Below are 17,123 nucleotides of genomic sequence, written 5' to 3' on the forward strand. Positions count from 1 at the left end.
AAAGGTTCTATCAACCCACACACTAAGTTTGAGTCTGAAGTATACGTACTTTCTAAAGACGAAGGCGGCCGTCACACTCCTTTCTTCAAAGGTTACCGTCCACAGTTCTACTTCCGTACAACTGACGTAACAGGCGACATCACTCTACCAGAAGGCGTAGAAATGGTAATGCCAGGTGACAACGTTCAAATGACTGTTGAGCTAATCGCTCCAATCGCAATGGACGAAGGTCTACGTTTCGCAATCCGCGAAGGTGGCCGTACAGTTGGTGCTGGTGTTGTAGCTAAAATCTTCGCTTAATAGCATTTAGATTTTTGCACTCTCTTCATTAGAAGAGCACGCATCCAAAAAGGGGAGCTTCGGCTTCCCTTTTTATTTTGGTTATAAGGGAAATTCATCGCACTTAATAACCGCAAACTATATTCCAATTTAAATACAGTTATTTACTGACCCGCCTTACCCCCCCCCCTTCTGTAATACAACCTTCAAAGCCATTTTTACCATTTACTCGCAAAACACTATAACCAATCGATATAACCAAACCTTAAATATGACTGGTAATAAGAATGATTCCTTTTTATATTTAACCCCAAGTTAAAGGTTTAGGTTTTAGTATGTACATTTGTTTATGCCATGGGGTTTCGGACAAGAAAATCCGCAAGCTCGTAATAGAAGAGGGCATTACTGACATAAAAGGAATTAAAAAATGTACAGCACTTGGCAGTCAATGTGGCAAGTGTGTACGTTCAGCAAAAGAAGTCATCAACGATACTGCGAAAGACCTGTTCAAACAGGCAAGCTAGTTTTGCCCAAAGGGCATTAGCTTTTTTGACACTTCTCGATTTGGTTCTACAGTTAGAAGAGCCAAAGAGGAGGGTTATGTCATGAAAGGCGATCCAATCATCATTCAACATCTCAATAAAATTCTTGGTAACGAACTCGTCGCAATAAACCAATACTTCTTGCATGCTCGAATGTACAAAGATTGGGGCTTAAAGCATCTTGCTGATAAGGAATACCACGAATCTATCGACGAAATGAAACATGCTGACCATCTAATAGAACGCATACTATTTTTAGAAGGCCTCCCAAACCTTCAAGATCTCGGTAAGCTCAAAATTGGTGAAGATACTGAAGAGATGCTTCAGTGTGATTTGTCTCTTGAGATGGAAGCGATACCTGATCTGAAAAATGCCATCGCGTACGCAGAAGATATTCACGACTATGTATCGCGAGACCTGTTTCAAGACATCCTGGAAGACGAAGAAGATCATGTCGATTGGTTAGAAACCCAGCTCGGGTTAATCAAAATGACCGGGATCCAAAATTATCTGCAAGCTCAATATGTGGATGAAGACGAAGGCTAAAACTTAGCAATTAAAAGAGGTAACAGCTGAGGCTTAAACTGAGCTGTTACCTTGCTTACAATTTTCAACGGTAGGGCACTACCGCGCAATCAAAACTCGCCACTTATCCCCTTAAATCGATTCTGCGATTATTTTTCAAACACAGCTTGCAAGTTAAAGTGTGATCTGTATAATGCATCGCACTGGCTAACGCTGGTTGTGAACCAATGAGCACTGAGGAGTAGGTCTTACCTAGTAATGTATACTCAGCTTATGTTCGCGGTTAATAAAAATAGTAAACTTCTTGTTTGCTTCAAAAGTTAACTGACAATGCGTCCTAATTTTGGATGCTACGGTTTCACATAAATCAATCGGCATTCTCTCGTTTTATCGGGTTTGAGTGGCGATATTGTTTGTGTAATTTTTAATAATTGGAGCTCTGTCTCATGCAGAACCAACGTATTCGTATCCGCCTTAAAGCGTTTGATTACAAGCTAATCGATGCTTCAACTGCGGAAATCGTTGAAACAGCAAAACGTACTGGCGCACAGGTTCGTGGTCCTATTCCACTACCTACTCGTAAAGAGCGTTTCACTGTTCTTACCTCTCCACACGTCAACAAAGATGCACGTGACCAGTACGAAATTCGTACTCACAAGCGTTTGATCGACATCGTTGAGCCAACAGATAAAACTGTTGATGCTCTAATGCGTCTTGATCTTGCAGCTGGCGTTGATGTTCAAATCAGCCTAGGTTAAGGGAGATAAGAATAATGATTGGTCTAGTCGGACGTAAAGTGGGTATGACCCGCGTATTTACTGAAGAAGGCGTTTCTATCCCAGTAACTGTTGTTGAGGTTGAAGCGAACCGTATTTCTCAAGTTAAAACTCTTGAGACAGACGGCTACGCAGCAATCCAAGTAACTACTGGTGCTAAGAAAGCTAACCGTGTAACTAAACCTGAAGCTGGTCACTTCGCGAAAGCGGGTGTAGAAGCAGGTCGCGGTCTTTGGGAATTCCGTTTAGAAAACGGCGAAGAGTTTGAAGTTGGCGCTGAGCTAAACGTAGAACTTTTCAACGAAATTAAAAAAGTAGACGTTACTGGTACATCTAAAGGTAAAGGCTTCCAAGGCGCTATCAAGCGTTGGAACTTCTCTACTCAAGATATGACTCACGGTAACTCTTTGTCTCACCGCGCACCGGGTTCAATTGGCCAATGTCAAACTCCAGGCCGCGTGTTTAAAGGCAAGAAAATGGCAGGTCACATGGGTGCTGAGCGTGTAACGACTCAAAACCTAGAGATCGTACGTGTTGACGCTGAGCGCAATCTACTCCTTATTAAAGGTGCAGTACCGGGCTCAACAGGCGGAAACGTGATCGTAAAACCTGCTGTTAAAGCATAACGTCTAGGAGTAAGTAATGGAATTGATGGTTAAAGGTGCTGATGCACTAACTGTTTCCGAGACTACTTTCGGACGTGACTTCAACGAAGCTCTTGTACACCAAGTAGTTGTTGCATATGCAGCAGGTGCTCGTCAAGGTACTCGTGCTCAAAAGACTCGTTCTGAAGTATCTGGCGGTGGCGCTAAGCCATGGCGTCAAAAAGGTACTGGCCGCGCACGTGCTGGTACAATTCGTAGCCCAATCTGGCGTACAGGTGGTGTTACTTTTGCTGCGAAACCACAAGATCACAGCCAAAAAGTAAACAAAAAAATGTACCGCGGTGCTATGAAGAGCATTCTTTCTGAGCTAGTTCGTCAAGAGCGTTTAATCGTTGTTGATAACTTCTCTGTAGAAGCACCAAAAACAAAAGAACTTGTAGCTAAGCTTAAAGAGCTTGAGCTAAGCGACGTTCTGATTGTGACTGGCGAAGTAGATGAAAATCTATTCTTAGCTGCTCGTAACCTATACAAAGTAGACGCACGTGATGTTGCTGGTGTTGATCCAGTATCACTAATCGCTTTCGACAAGGTTCTAATGACTGCTGACGCAGTTAAGCAAGTTGAGGAGATGCTAGCATGATCACTGAAGAGCGTATCTTAAAAGTTCTACGTGCTCCGCACATCTCTGAAAAAGCAACTATGGCAGCTGAGAAAGCGAACACTATCGTTTTCAAAGTAGCTAAAGATGCAACTAAGAAAGAGATCAAAGCAGCTGTAGAAAAGCTATTTGAAGTTGAAGTTAAGTCTGTAAATACTCTTGTATTAAAGGGTAAGACCAAACGTCAAGGTATGCGTGAAGGCCGTCGTTCAGACGTTAAGAAAGCCTACGTTACTTTGAAAGAAGGTCAAGATCTTGACTTCGTTGGCGGCGCGGAATAACAGGAGTAGTAAAAATGGCTATTGTTAAATGTAAGCCGACTTCCCCTGGTCGTCGTCACGTCGTTAAAGTTGTTAACGCTGACCTGCACAAGGGTAAGCCATACGCACCACTTCTAGAGAAAAACTCTAAGAACGGTGGTCGTAACAACAACGGTCGTATTACAGTACGTCACATCGGTGGTGGTCACAAGCACCATTACCGTCTGATTGACTTCAAACGTACTAAAGATGGCATCCCAGCGAAAGTTGAGCGTCTAGAATACGATCCAAACCGTAGTGCTAACATCGCTCTAGTTCTGTACGCAGACGGTGAGCGTCGTTACATCATTGCACCTAAAGGTGTTAACGCAGGTGACCAGATTCAATCTGGTGTAGATGCGCCAATCAAAGCAGGTAACACTCTGCCGATGCGCAACATCCCAGTAGGTTCTACTGTACACTGTGTTGAACTTAAGCCTGGTAAAGGTGCTCAACTAGCTCGTTCGGCTGGTGCTTATGCTCAAATCATCGCTCGCGATGGTGCATACGTAACTATCCGTCTACGTTCTGGTGAGATGCGCAAAGTACTTTCTGAAGGTCGTGCAACGATCGGTGAAGTTGGTAACTCTGAGCATATGCTACGTGAACTTGGTAAAGCTGGTGCTTCACGCTGGCGCGGCGTACGTCCAACCGTACGTGGTGTAGTAATGAACCCGGTGGATCACCCACATGGTGGTGGTGAAGGCCGCACATCTGGTGGTCGTCACCCAGTTTCTCCTTGGGGCGTTCCTACTAAGGGCTTCAAGACTCGTAAGAACAAGCGCACTGACAAGTACATCGTACGTCGTCGCACTAAATAATTTATAAAGAGGAATCGCCATGCCACGTTCTCTCAAGAAAGGTCCTTTTATTGACCTACACTTGCTGAAGAAGGTAGAGAAAGCGGTGGAAAGCGGAGACAAAAAGCCTATTAAGACTTGGTCCCGTCGCTCAATGATCATCCCAACAATGATTGGTTTGACCATCGCTGTCCATAATGGTCGTCAGCACGTTCCAGTTTTCGTTACCGAAGAAATGATCGGTCACAAACTGGGCGAATTTGCACCAACTCGTACTTATCGCGGTCATGCTGCAGATAAGAAAGCTAAGAAGAAATAAGGAGTAGATGATGGAAGCTTTAGCTAAACATAACTTTGCTCGTATTTCTCCACAGAAAGCTCGCTTAGTTGCAGACCAAATTCGCGGTAAGTCGGTAGACCAAGCTCTAGAAATTCTAACTTTCAGCAACAAAAAAGCTGCTGTATTGGTTAAGAAGGTTCTTGAGTCAGCTATCGCTAACGCGGAACATAACGAAGGTGCAGATATCGACGATCTAAATGTCGCTAAAATCTTCGTAGATGAGGGCCCTATCATGAAGCGTATTATGCCTCGTGCTAAAGGTCGTGCGGATCGTATCTTGAAGCGTTCAAGCCACATCACTATTGTTGTAGCAGATCGCTAAAGACTAGGAGAGTAAGCAATGGGTCAGAAAGTACATCCTAATGGTATTCGTCTTGGCATCGTTAAGCCTTGGAATGCTACATGGTTTGCTAATACCAACGAATTCGCTGACAACCTAGACGGCGACTTCAAGGTACGTCAGTTCCTTACCAAGGAACTACAAAAAGCATCATTATCTCGTATCGTTATCGAGCGTCCAGCTAAGAGCATCCGTGTGACTATTCACACTGCTCGTCCTGGCGTTGTTATCGGTAAGAAAGGTGAAGACGTAGAGAAGCTACGCGCAGCTGTAGCTAAAATCGCAGGTGTACCAGCGCAAATTAACATCGCTGAAGTACGTAAGCCTGAGCTAGATGGTCAGCTTGTAGCTGATAGCATCGCGTCTCAACTAGAGCGTCGTGTTATGTTCCGTCGTGCAATGAAGCGTGCGGTACAAAATGCTATGCGTCTAGGCGCTAAAGGCATCAAAGTACAAGTAGGCGGCCGTCTTGGCGGTGCTGAAATCGCACGTTCTGAGTGGTACCGTGAAGGCCGTGTGCCTCTACACACTCTACGTGCAGACATTGATTACGCAACTTCTTCGGCTCACACTCAATACGGTGTGATCGGCATTAAAGTTTGGATCTTCAAAGGTGAGATTCTAGGCGGTATGCCAGCTGCTAACGCAGTAGAGCCTAAAGGCGATAAGCCTAAGAAGCAGCGTAAAGGCCGTAAGTAAGGAGTCGAACGATGCTACAACCAAAACGTACTAAGTTCCGCAAGGTTATGACTGGTCGTAACCGTGGTCTAGCTAAAGGTACTGAAGTAAGCTTCGGCGAATTCGGTCTTAAAGCTGTTGGCCGTGGTCGTCTGACTGCACGTCAAATCGAAGCGGCACGTCGTGCTATGACACGTCACATTAAGCGTCAAGGTCAAATCTGGATTCGTGTATTCCCAGACAAGCCAATTACTGAAAAGCCTCTTGAAGTTCGTCAAGGTAAAGGTAAAGGTTCAGTTGCGTACTGGGTTGCTCAAATCCAACCAGGCAAAGTTATGTACGAGATGAATGGCGTACCTGAAGAGTTGGCACGTGAAGCGTTCCGCCTAGCGGCACGTAAACTGCCTGTTAAAACTACTTTTGTAACTAAGCAGGTGATGTGATGAAAGCACAAGATCTACGCGAAAAGAACGTTGAAGAGCTTAACGCTGAGCTATTGAATTTGCTACGTGAACAGTTCAACTTGCGCATGCAAGCTGCAACTGGTCAACTTCAGCAAACTCATACTCTAAAAGCTGTACGCCGTGACATCGCACGTGTGAAAACTGTTTTGACTGAAAAGGCAGGCGCATAATGAGCGAAACTAACCGCATCCAGCAAGGCCGTGTAGTAAGCGACAAGATGGACAAGTCTATCGTTGTTGCTATTGAACGCACTGTAAAACACCCAATTTACGGTAAGTTCATCAAACGCACGACTAAAGTACACGCACACGACGAAGACAACACTTGTGGCCTAGGCGACAAAGTTGAAATCGCTGAGTGTCGTCCTCTGTCTAAGACTAAGTCTTGGACATTGGTTAAAGTTTTAGAAAAAGCGAAGATTTAATCTTTGTAATTCTATAACTTATAAGCGGCTCCAAATTATTTTTTGGAGCCGCTTGTTTTTTGTCTACCCAATTTAAAAAAAGGGTGGTACAATTCGCGTCCCTTTTAAAGAGGCAGCCCGACCCGAGAGGGTCTAGTTTTAATATTTAGCGGAGCACTAACAATGATCCAGATGCAAAGTACACTTGACGCAGCAGATAACTCTGGCGCGCGCAAGGTAATGTGTATTAAGGTTCTGGGTGGCTCTCACCGCCGTTATGCACATATCGGTGACGTCATCAAGGTTACAGTGAAGGAAGCGATTCCTCGCGGTAAAGTAAAGAAAGGTGATGTTCTGAAGGCGGTAGTAGTGCGCACCCGTAAAGGCGTTCGTCGCCCAGACGGTTCTGTCATTCGCTTCGACAGTAATGCTTGTGTATTGTTAAACGACACTACTGAGCAACCAGTCGGCACACGTATCTTTGGTCCTGTGACTCGTGAACTTCGTAACGCGAAATTCATGAAGATTGTATCACTAGCACCTGAAGTTCTGTAAGGAGCGGCAACATGGCAGCTAAAATCCGTCGTAATGACGAAGTAATCATTCTTGCTGGTAAAGATAAAGGCAAGAAAGGTAAAGTAACTAAGGTTCTGACAACTGGTAAAGTTATCGTTGAAGGCATCAACCTTGTTAAGAAACACCAAAAGCCGGTTCCGGCTCTAGGTCAACAAGGTGGCATCGTTGAACAAGAAGCAGCTATTGACGCTTCTAACGTTGCAGTTTTTAACGCGGCTACTGGTAAAGCAGACCGTATCGGTTTCCGTATCGAAGATGGCAAGAAAGTTCGTTTCTTCAAATCTAACGGCGAAACTGTTTCTAACTAATTAGAAGTAATTTGGAGTTCTACTATGGCGAAACTGCATGATTACTACAAGTCGTCTGTAGTCGCTGAGCTTACCAAAGAGTTCAGCTACACAAGCGTCATGCAAGTCCCTAGGATTGAGAAAATCACCCTAAACATGGGCGTTGGTGAAGCAATCAACGATAAGAAACTGCTAGAAAACGCAGCAGCTGATATGGCAACGATCTCTGGTCAAAAGCCACTTATCACTAAAGCGCGTAAATCTGTAGCTGGTTTCAAAATTCGTGAAGGCTACCCAATTGGTTGTAAAGTAACCTTGCGTGGTGAGCGCATGTGGGAATTTTTAGAGCGTTTAATCTCTATCGCACTTCCACGTGTACGTGATTTCCGTGGTGTTAGCGCTAAGTCTTTTGACGGTCGCGGTAACTACAGCATGGGCGTTCGCGAGCAAATCATCTTTCCGGAAATCGACTACGATAAAGTCGATCGTGTCCGCGGTCTTGATATCACTATCACGACTTCTGCGGGTTCCGATGAGGAAGGCCGAGCTCTGCTGGCTGCCTTTAACTTCCCATTCCGTAAGTAAGGGTAGGGTTACTGTTATGGCTAAACAATCAATGAAAGCACGTGAAGCTAAACGTGCAAAACTAGTAGCTAAGTTCGCTGAAAAGCGTTCTGCGCTAAAAGTTATCATTAGCGATGTAAACGCATCTGAAGAAGATCGTTGGAATGCGGTTCTTAAACTGCAATCTCTTCCACGTGATTCAAGTGCATCACGTCAGCGCAACCGTTGCAACCAAACTGGTCGTCCACACGGTTACCTACGTAAATTCGGTCTAAGCCGCATTAAGGTTCGTGAAGCTTGCATGAAAGGCGAGATTCCGGGTCTTCGTAAGGCTAGCTGGTAATTGCCACTTAATCATTTGGAGTAAATCTTATGAGCATGCAAGATCCGATTTCGGATATGCTGACCCGCGTTCGTAACGGTCAGGCAGCAAACAAAGTTGCTGTAAAAATGCCTTCTTCAAAGCTTAAAGTTGCAATTGCTGCATTACTTAAAGCTGAAGGTTACATCGTAGACTTCGCTGTAAACAGCGAAGCAAAACCTGAGCTAGAAGTTACTCTTAAGTACTTCCAAGCTAAACCTGTAATCGAGCAAATCAAGCGCGTATCACGTCCTGGTCTAAGAGTTTATAAAAATAAAGACTCTTTACCTACAGTGATGGGTGGTCTTGGTATTGCAGTTGTTTCTACTTCCAAGGGTCTGATGTCTGACCGTGCTGCTCGTAAAGCAGGTCTTGGCGGTGAAATCATCTGTTACGTAGCTTAATAAGGAGTAGATTATGTCTCGTGTTGCTAAAGCACCTGTCGCTATTCCAGCTGGCGTAGAGGTGAAACTAAACGGCCAAGAAGTTACTGTAAAAGGTAGCAAAGGTGAGCTTACTCGCGTTCTTAACAGCGCCGTAGTTATTGCACAGGAAGAAACCAAGCTAACTTTCGGTCCGAAAGAAGGCGTTACTAACGCATGGGCACAAGCTGGTACAGCTCGCGCTCTAGTTAATAACATGGTTGTGGGTGTTACTGAGGGCTTCACTAAGAAGCTAACTCTTAAGGGTGTTGGTTACCGTGCTGCTATGAAAGGCAACTCTGTAGCTCTAACTCTTGGCTTTTCTCACCCAGTAGAGCACGCTCTACCTGAAGGTATTAAAGCTGAGTGCCCTAGCCAAACTGAGATCATCATTACTGGTTGCGATAAGCAAGTAGTAGGTCAAGTTGCGGCTGACATTCGTTCTTACCGTGCTCCTGAGCCTTACAAAGGTAAAGGTGTTCGTTACGCAGATGAAAATGTGCGTACTAAAGAAGCTAAGAAGAAGTAAGGTATCACTATGGATAAGAAAGCATCTCGCATCCGTCGTGCTACACGTGCACGTCGTAAGATTGCAGAACTTGGTGCAACTCGCCTGGTAGTACACCGTACTCCTCGCCATGTTTACGCACAAGTTATCGCGGCAAACGGCTCTGAGGTTATCGCAGCTGCTTCTACTGTAGAAAAAGCGATCCGTGAGCAAGTTAAGAACACTGGTAACGTTGATGCAGCTAAAGCAGTTGGTAAAGCTGTTGCTGAGCGCGCTCTTGAAAAAGGCGTAGCTTCAGTTGCATTTGATCGTTCTGGTTTCCAATACCACGGTCGAGTAGCGGCGCTAGCAGAATCTGCTCGCGAAGCTGGTCTGAAATTCTAAGGTAGGGTTGGAAGATGGCTAAAGAACAACAACAAGCTAATGATTTGCAAGAAAAGCTGATCGCTGTTAACCGTGTATCTAAGACGGTTAAAGGTGGTCGAATCATGAGCTTCACTGCACTAACAGTAGTTGGTGACGGTAACGGTCGCGTAGGTTTCGGTTACGGCAAAGCTCGTGAAGTACCTGCAGCGATTCAAAAAGCAATGGAAAAAGCGCGCCGTAACATGGTTACAGTATCGCTAAACGAAGGCACTCTTCACCACCCGGTGAAAGGTCGTCATTCGGGCTCTAAAGTTTACATGCAGCCAGCTGCAGAAGGTACAGGTGTTATTGCCGGTGGTGCAATGCGTGCTGTACTTGAAGTTGCGGGCGTACATAACGTACTTTCTAAAGCATACGGTTCAACGAACCCGATCAACATCGTTCGTGCAACGATTGGTGCTCTAGTAGACGTTAAGTCACCAGAAATGGTTGCTGCTAAACGTGGTCTAACTGTTGAATCTATTTCGGAGTAAGCACACGATGGCAACTATTAAAGTAACTCAAACTAAAAGCTCAATTGGTCGCCTACCTAAGCACAAAGCGTGTCTTAAAGGTCTAGGTCTTCGTCGCATCAACCATACAGTAGAACTTGAAGATACTCCGTGCGTACGCGGTATGATCAACAAGGTTTACTACATGGTTAAGATTGAGGAGTAATCAGAATGCGTTTGAATACTCTATCACCGGCTGCTGGCTCTAAACCTTCTAAGAAGCGTGTAGGTCGTGGTATCGGTTCTGGCCTTGGTAAAACAGGTGGCCGCGGTCACAAAGGTCAAAAGTCACGTTCTGGCGGCTCTGTTCGTCCAGGTTTTGAAGGCGGTCAAATGCCTCTAAAACAACGTCTACCTAAATTCGGTTTCACTTCTCGTAAGAGCCTAGTGTCTGCTGAAGTTCGTCTAGCTGAGCTAGCGAAAGTAACAGGTGACGTAGTTGATCTTAACAGCCTTAAAGCTGCTAACGTTATCACTAAGAACATCGAATTCGTTAAGATCGTTCTTTCTGGTGACCTAAGCAAAGCTGTGACTGTTAAAGGTCTACGCGTGACTAAAGGCGCTAAAGCTGCAATCGAAGCTGCAGGCGGTAAAATCGAGGAATAATCTCGAGGAACGAGGTACAGATGGCTAAGAAACCAGGACAAGATTTTCGTAGTGCTCAGAGCGGCTTAAGTGAACTAAAGTCGCGCTTATTATTCGTAATTGGTGCACTTTTAGTATTCCGAGCCGGCTCTTTTGTGCCGATCCCTGGTATTGACGCAGCTGTACTTGCCGATTTGTTCGATCAGCAAAAAGGTACCATCGTTGAAATGTTTAACATGTTCTCCGGTGGTGCTCTTGAGCGTGCATCTATATTAGCATTGGGTATCATGCCGTACATTTCGGCATCGATCGTAGTCCAATTGTTAACTGTAGTTCATCCAGCGTTAGCGGAACTCAAGAAAGAGGGTGAAGCAGGCCGTCGTAAGATAAGCCAATATACACGCTACGGCACGCTTGTACTTGCAACATTCCAAGCTATTGGTATCGCAACAGGCTTACCAAACATGGTCGACAATCTGGTTGTTATCAACCAAACCATGTTTACGCTTATTGCTACCGTGAGTTTAGTAACTGGTACCATGTTCTTAATGTGGTTAGGTGAACAAATCACTGAGCGAGGAATCGGTAATGGTATTTCCATTCTGATTTTTGCAGGTATTGTTGCTGGATTGCCTTCTGCAATCGGTCAAACAATCGAGCAAGCGCGTCAAGGTGAATTGCATGTGCTTCTTCTGCTGTTGATTGCTGTATTGTCTTTTGCTGTTATCTACTTCGTAGTTTTCATGGAACGTGGTCAACGTCGTATCGTCGTTAACTATGCGAAACGTCAACAAGGTCGTAAGGTTTTTGCAGCACAAAGCTCTCACTTGCCTCTTAAGATTAATATGGCAGGTGTTATTCCAGCGATTTTCGCATCAAGTATTATTTTGTTCCCAGGAACATTAGCACAGTGGTTTGGTCAAAATGGTGAAAGCAGCGCGTTCGGTTGGTTAACTGACGTGTCATTAGCTCTTAGCCCAGGTCAGCCTCTGTATGTAATGCTTTATGCAGCAGCTATAATCTTCTTCTGTTTCTTCTATACAGCGTTGGTGTTTAACCCACGTGAAACAGCTGATAACTTGAAGAAGTCTGGTGCATTCGTACCCGGTATCCGCCCAGGTGAGCAGACAGCGAAATATATCGATAAAGTGATGACTAGACTAACCCTTGCGGGTGCTCTATACATTACTTTTATATGTCTGATTCCTGAGTTCATGATGGTCGCGTGGAACGTTCGTTTCTACTTCGGCGGCACATCACTACTAATCGTAGTGGTAGTTATCATGGATTTCATGGCACAGGTACAGACTCATCTGATGTCACAACAGTATGATTCTGTGTTAAAGAAAGCGAATCTGAAGGGTTACGGCCGTTAATTCGGTGGTAACAATTTCGATTCCATTTACGGAGTTTAGCAATGAAAGTTCGTGCTTCCGTTAAAAAAATCTGCCGTAACTGTAAAGTTATCAAGCGTAACGGTGTCGTTCGCGTGATTTGCAGTGAGCCAAAGCATAAGCAACGCCAAGGCTAATTAGCAGAAATTTTTACTTGAAATACAAGGTAGAGTCGAGTATATTCCTCGGCCTACCTTTTGCGTGCAAAAGAAGTAGTATGCCGCAGCGTATCCATAACGGGCTTTGCTGCGGATAATTCTTTTATGAACCCCTTAGGAGTGAATAATGGCCCGTATAGCCGGCATTAACATTCCTGATCATAAGCATTCTGTAATTGCACTTACTGCAATCTACGGTATCGGTAAAACTCGCTCTCAAGCTATTCTAGCTGAAGTGGGTATTGCTGAAGATGCTAAGATCAGTGAACTAACTGAAGAGCAGATCGATCAACTGCGTGATGGTGTAGCTAAGTACACTGTAGAAGGTGATCTACGTCGTGAAGTATCGATGAACATCAAGCGTCTTATGGACCTTGGCTGTTACCGCGGTCTTCGTCATCGTCGCAGTCTACCACTACGTGGACAGCGTACTAAAACCAACGCTCGCACCCGTAAGGGTCCGCGCAAGCCGATCAAGAAATAGTCGGATAAGGTAGAGTACAATGGCAAAACAACCAACTCGCGCGCGTAAGCGCGTACGCAAGCAAGTAGCTGATGGCGTAGCGCACATTCATGCTTCTTTCAACAACACAATCGTAACTATCACTGACCGTCAAGGCAACGCTCTTGCATGGGCTACAGCAGGTGGTTCAGGTTTCCGTGGTTCTCGTAAATCTACTCCGTTCGCAGCACAAGTTGCAGCTGAGCGTTGTGGTGAAATGGCTAAAGAATATGGCCTAAAGAACTTGGAAGTTATGGTTAAGGGTCCAGGTCCAGGTCGTGAATCTACTGTTCGCGCACTGAACGCTGCTGGTTTCCGTATCACTAACATTGTTGATGCGACACCAATCCCTCATAACGGTTGTCGTCCACCTAAGAAACGTCGCGTTTAAGTTTCGTTTCTAGGAATATTGGAGAAAGATCATGGCAAGATATTTGGGTCCTAAGCTGAAGCTTAGCCGTCGCGAAGGTACTGACTTATTCCTTAAGTCTGGTGTCCGTGCGATCGATACCAAGTGTAAAATTGATAACGCACCAGGTGTACACGGCGCTCGTCGCGGTCGTCTATCTGAGTATGGCGTTCAGCTTCGTGAGAAGCAAAAAGTTCGTCGTATCTACGGCGTTCTAGAAAAACAATTCCGCAACTACTACAAAGAAGCTGCACGTCTTAAAGGCAACACGGGTGCAAACCTGCTTCAGCTTCTTGAAGGTCGTCTTGATAACGTAGTTTACCGTATGGGCTTTGGCGCTACTCGTGCTGAATCTCGTCAACTAGTTAGCCACAAGTCTATCCTAGTTAACGGTAAAGTTGTAAACGTTCCTTCTTTCAAAGTAGCGGCAAACGACGTTGTTTCTATCCGCGAGAAAGCTAAACAGCAATCTCGTATTAAAGCGGCTCTAGAAGTTGCTGAACAACGTGAAAAGCCAACTTGGATTGAAGTAGATGCTGGCAAAATGGAAGGTACATTCAAGCGTATGCCTGAGCGTTCTGACCTATCAGCTGACATCAATGAACACTTGATCGTCGAACTTTACTCTAAGTAAGGTTAAAAAAAGAGAGGACACAATGCAGGGTTCTGTAACAGAATTTCTTAAGCCGCGTCTTGTTGACATTGAACAGATCAATACGACACACGCGAAAGTAACTCTTGAGCCATTAGAGCGCGGTTTCGGCCACACTCTAGGTAATGCTCTTCGCCGCATTCTTCTATCTTCTATGCCGGGTTGTGCCGTAACAGAAGTTGAAATTGAAGGTGTGCTACACGAATACAGCACTAAAGAAGGCGTTCAGGAAGATATCCTGGAAATCCTTCTAAACCTTAAAGGTTTGGCTGTACGCGTTGCTGAAGGCAAAGATGAAGTGTTTATTACACTGAACAAATCAGGCTCAGGCCCTGTTGTTGCAGGTGACATCACCCACGATGGTGATGTAGAGATCGCTAACCCTGAGCACGTAATTTGTCACCTAACGGATGACAACGCTGAGATCGCTATGCGTATCAAAGTAGAACGTGGTCGTGGTTACGTTCCAGCTTCAGCTCGTATCCATACTGAAGAAGATGAGCGTCCAATCGGTCGTCTACTAGTTGACGCTACTTACAGCCCGGTTGATAAAATCGCTTACGCTGTAGAAGCGGCACGTGTAGAACAACGTACTGACTTAGACAAGCTTGTTATCGATATGGAAACGAACGGTACTCTAGAACCTGAGGAAGCAATCCGTCGTGCAGCTACTATTCTAGCTGAACAACTGGATGCGTTCGTAGATCTTCGTGATGTACGTGTACCTGAGGAGAAGGAAGAGAAGCCAGAATTCGATCCTATCCTACTACGTCCTGTAGACGATCTTGAACTAACAGTTCGCTCTGCTAACTGTTTGAAAGCAGAAGCGATTCACTACATCGGTGATCTTGTACAGCGCACTGAGGTTGAGCTACTTAAAACGCCAAACCTTGGTAAGAAATCTCTTACAGAGATTAAAGATGTGCTTGCTTCACGTGGTCTTTCTCTAGGCATGCGTCTAGAAAACTGGCCACCAGCGTCAATCGCTGAAGATTAATCGAAAAGTTAGAAGGATTAGGTCATGCGCCATCGTAAAAGTGGTCGTCAACTCAACCGCAACAGCAGTCATCGCAAAGCGATGTTCAGCAACATGGCTAGCTCTCTTGTTCGTCACGAAGTTATCAAAACTACCGTGCCAAAAGCAAAAGAACTACGTCGCGTAATTGAGCCATTGATTACCCTAGCTAAGACAGACAGTGTTGCTAACCGTCGTCTTGCATTTGCTCGCACTCGTGATAACGAAGTTGTAGCAAAACTATTTAATGAACTAGGCCCGCGTTTTGCGGCTCGCCAAGGTGGTTACACTCGCATTCTTAAATGTGGTTTCCGTACTGGTGATAAAGCTCCAATGGCTTACATTGAGCTTGTAGACCGCCCAGCTGCTGAAGAAGCTGCTGAGTAATCTATACTAGATTCTTAATACAAAAAGCCGAGCATTAGCTCGGCTTTTTTGTATCTATCGAATCTGATAACACGTTAAAAATTGCACCACGATGTTTGGCACTTTCACTTGCCCTTTCTAGCATGATTCTCAAAAATATCTCGTATCTCGTATCTCGTATCTCGTATCTCGTATCTCGTATCTCTTTCGTGCACAAAAAAGAGCACCGAAGTGCCCTTATCAAATTCTTAAGCTAGCTATTTGCTATTAACGGTTATTGCCATATAGCCGCAAGTGAGTCCATCAGGCCACTCGTTGCACCTTGTGACTGCAATGCCTGAAGAATGATTGGTGCAAATGTCGTAACCATTGATGGGTCCATACCTAGTCCAGAAAATGCACTTTCAACAGCACCTTGTGAGCTCAGTAGCGATGATAGACCAGTAGACTCAAGGCTCGACATGCCAGGAATCAGCGTAGCGAGTTCTTTGTTGTCGGTAGAGCCAAGTGAGTTTTGTGCAAGCGCTAACATTGAACCAATACCGCCAATAGCTTGATCGGTAGTGACAGACGCTTGGTCGGCAACAGTATCAGCAAGAGGTGTTGTTTCATTTTGTTGAGACCACATATTCACCGCTGCCATTAGTGCAGTTTGTGATAGTTGGGAATAGTTGGTATCTGATGATGAACTGGTTTGTTCAGAGTCGCTAGTACTAGCGCAAGAGACAACAGCAAGGCTGCTTAAAACTGTGATGAGTACTTTCTTCATTATTCGTCCTTAAGTAATAAAGTAATTTACTCTTTCACTATAAACGAAAAACGGCGATGTAGTCACATCGCCGTTGCATTATTTTAATTTTATTTGCCTATAGTATTTTGTTTTACTAAAGGTTTTTATAAAAATTAAAGAATAGCTAGAAGTTCAACTTCAAATACTAGAGCAGCAAATGGTGGGATTGCAGCACCTGCGCCACGCTCACCGTATGCTAGATCTTGAGGGATGTATAGCTTCCACTTTGAGCCAACAGGCATCATTTGTAGAGCTTGTACCCAACCTTGAATTACGCCAGTTACTGGGAACTCAGCTGGTTGACCGCGAGATACAGAGCTGTCGAAAACAGTACCGTCAGTTAGTTCGCCGTGGTAGTGAACACGTACTTGCTTGTCTGCAGTTGGGATTTCGCCAGTACCTTCAGTTAGTACTTCGTACTGAAGACCAGACTCAAGAACTGTTACTTCTGAACGAAGAGCGTTGTCAGCTAGGAAAGCTTCGCCGTCAGCAGCAGCAGCTTTAGCTAGTTCTTGACGTGCAGCTTCACCGCGAGTGTGTAGCTCTTGTAGTGCGTTGTTGATTTCGTCAACTTCGATAGCTGGCATGTCACCAACTAGAGCTGTTGCGATACCAGCAGCGATTGCGTCAACGTTTAGGCCTTCAAGACCAGAACCAGCAAGTTGTTGGCCCATTTGTAGACCGATACCGTAGCTAGCTTTTTGCTCTACAGTTTCAAATTTTACTTCAGACATGAAAAGTCACTCTTTTTGTCAGTACGAAAAGGGTAAGAATACCAGTATTAGCAGCGTGAAGAAACGGCTAGTCCCTGATCACTTGTGCTTTACCGCGTCCAAATCACAGGGATGTCAATTTTCTCCCTTTGAGCCTTGTTGTGACGGAAAGATCTATACTGTTGGTACTTTGGT

Annotated in this window: 32 protein-coding genes and 1 pseudogene; 31 read left to right on the forward strand and 2 right to left on the reverse strand. The window is 44.9% G+C overall.

The annotated features are described in order from the left end of the window. The 31 genes and pseudogenes from tuf to rplQ form a co-directional block, all read left to right on the forward strand. A pseudogene (gene tuf / locus L1D37_RS22390) lies at positions 1 to 300 on the forward strand (elongation factor Tu); the annotation flags it as partial. 314 nt (positions 301 to 614) lie between these two features. Beyond that, positions 615 to 803, forward strand: coding sequence for a bacterioferritin-associated ferredoxin (locus L1D37_RS22395; RefSeq protein ID WP_017629804.1), 189 nt, complete (start codon positions 615 to 617; stop codon positions 801 to 803). An 81-nt stretch (positions 804 to 884) separates the two neighbouring features. After that, positions 885 to 1,367, forward strand: coding sequence for a bacterioferritin (gene bfr, locus L1D37_RS22400; RefSeq protein ID WP_017629803.1), 483 nt, complete (start codon positions 885 to 887; stop codon positions 1,365 to 1,367). A gap of 425 nt (positions 1,368 to 1,792) precedes the next feature. After that, the gene (gene rpsJ, locus L1D37_RS22405; RefSeq protein ID WP_004736761.1) at positions 1,793 to 2,104 is read left to right on the forward strand and encodes a 30S ribosomal protein S10; all 312 of its coding nucleotides are present in this window, start codon (positions 1,793 to 1,795) and stop codon (positions 2,102 to 2,104) included. Positions 2,105 to 2,118: 14 nt separating this feature from the next. Continuing rightward, entirely contained in the window at positions 2,119 to 2,748 is a 630-nt protein-coding gene (gene rplC / locus L1D37_RS22410) for a 50S ribosomal protein L3 (protein ID WP_004736763.1), read from the forward strand. A 16-nt stretch (positions 2,749 to 2,764) separates the two neighbouring features. Next, positions 2,765 to 3,367 carry a 50S ribosomal protein L4 gene (gene rplD / locus L1D37_RS22415; protein WP_004738803.1) on the forward strand — a complete coding sequence of 201 codons (603 nt, stop codon included), beginning with the start codon at positions 2,765 to 2,767 and terminating at the stop codon, positions 3,365 to 3,367. Then, positions 3,364 to 3,666 carry a 50S ribosomal protein L23 gene (gene rplW, locus L1D37_RS22420; RefSeq protein WP_004736765.1) on the forward strand — a complete coding sequence of 101 codons (303 nt, stop codon included), beginning with the start codon at positions 3,364 to 3,366 and terminating at the stop codon, positions 3,664 to 3,666. The genes rplD and rplW overlap by 4 nt, the downstream gene beginning before the upstream one ends. A gap of 14 nt (positions 3,667 to 3,680) precedes the next feature. Beyond that, entirely contained in the window at positions 3,681 to 4,505 is an 825-nt protein-coding gene (gene rplB / locus L1D37_RS22425) for a 50S ribosomal protein L2 (protein WP_017629802.1), read from the forward strand. A 19-nt stretch (positions 4,506 to 4,524) separates the two neighbouring features. Then, positions 4,525 to 4,803, forward strand: coding sequence for a 30S ribosomal protein S19 (rpsS, locus tag L1D37_RS22430; protein ID WP_004736729.1), 279 nt, complete (start codon positions 4,525 to 4,527; stop codon positions 4,801 to 4,803). 10 nt (positions 4,804 to 4,813) lie between these two features. Further along, entirely contained in the window at positions 4,814 to 5,146 is a 333-nt protein-coding gene (gene rplV, locus L1D37_RS22435) for a 50S ribosomal protein L22 (RefSeq protein ID WP_004736732.1), read from the forward strand. A gap of 18 nt (positions 5,147 to 5,164) precedes the next feature. Next, positions 5,165 to 5,863 (forward strand): 30S ribosomal protein S3, encoded by a 699-nt coding sequence (rpsC, locus tag L1D37_RS22440; protein ID WP_004736734.1) that lies wholly within the window; start codon positions 5,165 to 5,167, stop codon positions 5,861 to 5,863. A gap of 11 nt (positions 5,864 to 5,874) precedes the next feature. Then, positions 5,875 to 6,285 carry a 50S ribosomal protein L16 gene (gene rplP, locus L1D37_RS22445; protein ID WP_004736736.1) on the forward strand — a complete coding sequence of 137 codons (411 nt, stop codon included), beginning with the start codon at positions 5,875 to 5,877 and terminating at the stop codon, positions 6,283 to 6,285. Next, complete coding sequence (rpmC, locus tag L1D37_RS22450; protein ID WP_004736737.1) at positions 6,285 to 6,476, forward strand: 50S ribosomal protein L29; 192 nt, start codon at positions 6,285 to 6,287, stop codon at positions 6,474 to 6,476. The genes rplP and rpmC overlap by 1 nt, the downstream gene beginning before the upstream one ends. After that, positions 6,476 to 6,730, forward strand: coding sequence for a 30S ribosomal protein S17 (gene rpsQ, locus L1D37_RS22455; protein ID WP_004736739.1), 255 nt, complete (start codon positions 6,476 to 6,478; stop codon positions 6,728 to 6,730). The genes rpmC and rpsQ overlap by 1 nt, the downstream gene beginning before the upstream one ends. Positions 6,731 to 6,892: 162 nt before the next feature. Next, positions 6,893 to 7,264 (forward strand): 50S ribosomal protein L14, encoded by a 372-nt coding sequence (gene rplN, locus L1D37_RS22460; protein ID WP_004736740.1) that lies wholly within the window; start codon positions 6,893 to 6,895, stop codon positions 7,262 to 7,264. 11 nt (positions 7,265 to 7,275) lie between these two features. After that, the gene (gene rplX / locus L1D37_RS22465; protein ID WP_004738792.1) at positions 7,276 to 7,593 is read left to right on the forward strand and encodes a 50S ribosomal protein L24; all 318 of its coding nucleotides are present in this window, start codon (positions 7,276 to 7,278) and stop codon (positions 7,591 to 7,593) included. A gap of 24 nt (positions 7,594 to 7,617) precedes the next feature. After that, on the forward strand, positions 7,618 to 8,157 hold the full coding sequence (gene rplE / locus L1D37_RS22470; RefSeq protein ID WP_004738790.1) for a 50S ribosomal protein L5: 540 nt from the start codon (positions 7,618 to 7,620) through the stop codon (positions 8,155 to 8,157). Between the two features lie 16 nt (positions 8,158 to 8,173). Next, positions 8,174 to 8,479, forward strand: a complete 306-nt coding sequence (gene rpsN / locus L1D37_RS22475) for a 30S ribosomal protein S14 (protein WP_004738789.1) — start codon at positions 8,174 to 8,176, stop codon at positions 8,477 to 8,479. A gap of 29 nt (positions 8,480 to 8,508) precedes the next feature. Then, the gene (gene rpsH / locus L1D37_RS22480; RefSeq protein ID WP_017061309.1) at positions 8,509 to 8,901 is read left to right on the forward strand and encodes a 30S ribosomal protein S8; all 393 of its coding nucleotides are present in this window, start codon (positions 8,509 to 8,511) and stop codon (positions 8,899 to 8,901) included. Positions 8,902 to 8,914: 13 nt separating this feature from the next. Next, positions 8,915 to 9,448 carry a 50S ribosomal protein L6 gene (gene rplF, locus L1D37_RS22485; protein WP_017629801.1) on the forward strand — a complete coding sequence of 178 codons (534 nt, stop codon included), beginning with the start codon at positions 8,915 to 8,917 and terminating at the stop codon, positions 9,446 to 9,448. A 9-nt stretch (positions 9,449 to 9,457) separates the two neighbouring features. Beyond that, positions 9,458 to 9,811: a 50S ribosomal protein L18 gene (rplR, locus tag L1D37_RS22490; RefSeq protein WP_004738784.1), complete on the forward strand. Its 354-nt coding sequence runs from the start codon at positions 9,458 to 9,460 to the stop codon at positions 9,809 to 9,811. 14 nt (positions 9,812 to 9,825) lie between these two features. After that, positions 9,826 to 10,326, forward strand: coding sequence for a 30S ribosomal protein S5 (rpsE, locus tag L1D37_RS22495; protein WP_017061307.1), 501 nt, complete (start codon positions 9,826 to 9,828; stop codon positions 10,324 to 10,326). Positions 10,327 to 10,333: 7 nt separating this feature from the next. Further along, a complete protein-coding gene (gene rpmD / locus L1D37_RS22500; RefSeq protein WP_004736756.1) occupies positions 10,334 to 10,510 on the forward strand; it encodes a 50S ribosomal protein L30 in 177 nt (58 codons plus the stop codon). Positions 10,511 to 10,515: 5 nt separating this feature from the next. Next, positions 10,516 to 10,950, forward strand: coding sequence for a 50S ribosomal protein L15 (rplO, locus tag L1D37_RS22505; protein ID WP_004736758.1), 435 nt, complete (start codon positions 10,516 to 10,518; stop codon positions 10,948 to 10,950). A 20-nt stretch (positions 10,951 to 10,970) separates the two neighbouring features. After that, positions 10,971 to 12,305: a preprotein translocase subunit SecY gene (gene secY / locus L1D37_RS22510; protein WP_004738781.1), complete on the forward strand. Its 1,335-nt coding sequence runs from the start codon at positions 10,971 to 10,973 to the stop codon at positions 12,303 to 12,305. A 41-nt stretch (positions 12,306 to 12,346) separates the two neighbouring features. Then, entirely contained in the window at positions 12,347 to 12,460 is a 114-nt protein-coding gene (gene rpmJ / locus L1D37_RS22515; protein WP_000868186.1) for a 50S ribosomal protein L36, read from the forward strand. A 148-nt stretch (positions 12,461 to 12,608) separates the two neighbouring features. Next, a complete protein-coding gene (gene rpsM, locus L1D37_RS22520; protein WP_004738779.1) occupies positions 12,609 to 12,965 on the forward strand; it encodes a 30S ribosomal protein S13 in 357 nt (118 codons plus the stop codon). 19 nt (positions 12,966 to 12,984) lie between these two features. Beyond that, positions 12,985 to 13,374 carry a 30S ribosomal protein S11 gene (gene rpsK / locus L1D37_RS22525; protein WP_004738778.1) on the forward strand — a complete coding sequence of 130 codons (390 nt, stop codon included), beginning with the start codon at positions 12,985 to 12,987 and terminating at the stop codon, positions 13,372 to 13,374. A gap of 31 nt (positions 13,375 to 13,405) precedes the next feature. After that, positions 13,406 to 14,026 (forward strand): 30S ribosomal protein S4, encoded by a 621-nt coding sequence (rpsD, locus tag L1D37_RS22530; protein ID WP_004738777.1) that lies wholly within the window; start codon positions 13,406 to 13,408, stop codon positions 14,024 to 14,026. A gap of 22 nt (positions 14,027 to 14,048) precedes the next feature. Continuing rightward, the gene (gene rpoA, locus L1D37_RS22535) at positions 14,049 to 15,041 is read left to right on the forward strand and encodes a DNA-directed RNA polymerase subunit alpha (protein ID WP_004729813.1); all 993 of its coding nucleotides are present in this window, start codon (positions 14,049 to 14,051) and stop codon (positions 15,039 to 15,041) included. A gap of 24 nt (positions 15,042 to 15,065) precedes the next feature. After that, on the forward strand, positions 15,066 to 15,446 hold the full coding sequence (gene rplQ / locus L1D37_RS22540; RefSeq protein ID WP_004729812.1) for a 50S ribosomal protein L17: 381 nt from the start codon (positions 15,066 to 15,068) through the stop codon (positions 15,444 to 15,446). 253 nt (positions 15,447 to 15,699) lie between these two features. Here rplQ and L1D37_RS22545 read toward each other — a convergent pair whose 3' ends face one another. Both L1D37_RS22545 and L1D37_RS22550 read right to left on the reverse strand, forming a co-directional pair. Next, positions 15,700 to 16,194: a DUF2780 domain-containing protein gene (locus L1D37_RS22545; protein WP_239830715.1), complete on the reverse strand. Its 495-nt coding sequence runs from the start codon at positions 16,192 to 16,194 to the stop codon at positions 15,700 to 15,702. Positions 16,195 to 16,328: 134 nt separating this feature from the next. Next, positions 16,329 to 16,949, reverse strand: a complete 621-nt coding sequence (locus L1D37_RS22550; protein ID WP_008220519.1) for an FKBP-type peptidyl-prolyl cis-trans isomerase — start codon at positions 16,947 to 16,949, stop codon at positions 16,329 to 16,331. Positions 16,950 to 17,123: the final 174 nt, after the last annotated feature.

Source organism: Vibrio sp. Isolate33 (assembly GCF_022397895.1).
Lineage (GTDB): Bacteria > Pseudomonadota > Gammaproteobacteria > Enterobacterales > Vibrionaceae > Vibrio > Vibrio pomeroyi.